2 protein-coding genes are annotated in these 1,548 nt (G+C 65.8%); one reads left to right on the top strand and one right to left on the bottom strand.

Features of this window, described 5'->3' with window-relative positions; translation table 11 throughout:
* Positions 1-66: 66 nt before the first annotated feature.
* Positions 67-837 (bottom strand): transposase, encoded by a 771-nt coding sequence (locus ACIGHB_RS34260; RefSeq protein ID WP_399918748.1) that lies wholly within the window; start codon positions 835-837, stop codon positions 67-69.
* Positions 838-930: 93 nt separating this feature from the next.
* Between ACIGHB_RS34260 and ACIGHB_RS34255 the strand changes: the two genes are divergently transcribed.
* Entirely contained in the window at positions 931-1,482 is a 552-nt protein-coding gene (locus tag ACIGHB_RS34255; RefSeq protein ID WP_399918746.1) for a hypothetical protein, read from the top strand.
* Positions 1,483-1,548: the final 66 nt, after the last annotated feature.

The raw sequence follows: 1,548 nt of genomic DNA, 5'->3' as shown, positions 1-1,548 counted from the left end.
CTAAGGGTTGTCCCGTTAAGGATCTTGGAGTCGCCGGACGTAGCGGCTCACCGTGCCGCGTGTGACCTATCCGGCGAGGGCGAGGTTGTGTAGACGGGCGATGCCGAGCATGGCGTGGTGGACGCCGTCGCCTTTGAGGCGGCAGTCGCGGAGGATCTTCCAGGTCTTCATGCGGGCGAAGACGTGCTCGACGCGGGCGCGGACCTGCTTGTGGGACTTGTTGTGTTCCTCTTTCCAGGCCGGGAGTTCGGTCTGGCCGCGCTGCCGGCGGTGTGGGATGACCAATCCGGTGCCGGGGTAGCCGCCATCGGCGATCGTGGTGGTCTTCCCGACCGCGGCCTTAGCACCGGACTCCTCCCACGCCTTGCAATCGTTGCGGTTCCCGGCGAGCGGCCGGCCGACCACCACGACCAGGCGGGTGTCGGCGTCGATGACGATCTGGTGGTTGGTGGAGTACCGATAGTTCTTCGACCGCTCGGCGATGGTGTGGTCGCGGGTGGGGACCAGGGTGCCATCCACAATGAGCACGGTGTTCTTGGCGAACCGCTCGCGCGACCGGAGCGCCAGTAGGGGGCCGAGGTGGTTGATGACCCGGCCGGCCGTGGACTTCGAGATGCCGAACAGCGGGGCGAGCTGCCGCAACGTCAGATTGGTGCGCCAGTATGCCGTGACCAGCAGAACCCTGTCTTCCAGCGGCAGACTCCACGGCCGGCCTCGGTGGACCACATCTGCTCCATCCCGACGCAGCATGGCCAGCAGCTTGCCGAAGCAGCGCGGGCTCAGTCCCGCGAACGGGGCTATCCAGGACGGCTCCGACGCCGTGATCACACTCGCCACTTCATGATCATCACCCGGGCTGACTCCATGCCGTGACAATCCCGCCGCTACGCTGACCAGGGCAGTCCACAGTGAGTAAGACCGGGGGAAACCGTGAACCGACCGCTGCTGTTCCTCGACGTGGATGGGCCACTCAACCCTTACGCAGCCAAGCCGGAGAGACGTCCCGACGGCTACACCACAATCCGAGTTCCCAGGAACGACGCCCATGGGGACGACAGGGGCCTCTCGTCCCGACGGCGCCCCCTGCGAGTCTGGCTCAACCCAGAGCACGGGCGAAATCTGCTCCAGCTCGGCTTCGAGCTGTGCTGGGCCACCACATGGATGGACGACGCCAACCGGTGGATCGCGCCGGTCCTCGGCCTTCCAGAACTTCCCTTCGTCGACTTCGGCGACGTTCTACTTCAAGAACGCCCCGATGGAGTCCACTGGAAGACCGGACCACTGGTGAACTACGCAGACGGCCGTCCTTTTGCCTGGGTGGACGACGAGCAGAGCGCGCTGGACCAGACGTACGTGACCGCCCATCACCAGGGAACCGGGCTCCTGCACCACGTCAACCCACGGATCGGCCTCCGGGAGAACGACTTCCACACGCTCGCCGGCTTCGCCCGGTCCCTGAGCACCTCACGAACCACCAGCTGAGCACCCCACCAGCTGTCCAGACCGCTCCGGACCCGCAGCCAAGATCTTTACGGGACAGCCCTTAGG

The organism is Streptomyces sp. NPDC085460 (genome assembly GCF_044541975.1).
Lineage (GTDB): Bacteria > Actinomycetota > Actinomycetes > Streptomycetales > Streptomycetaceae > Streptomyces.
This window is presented reverse-complemented; position numbering and strand designations above follow the sequence as displayed.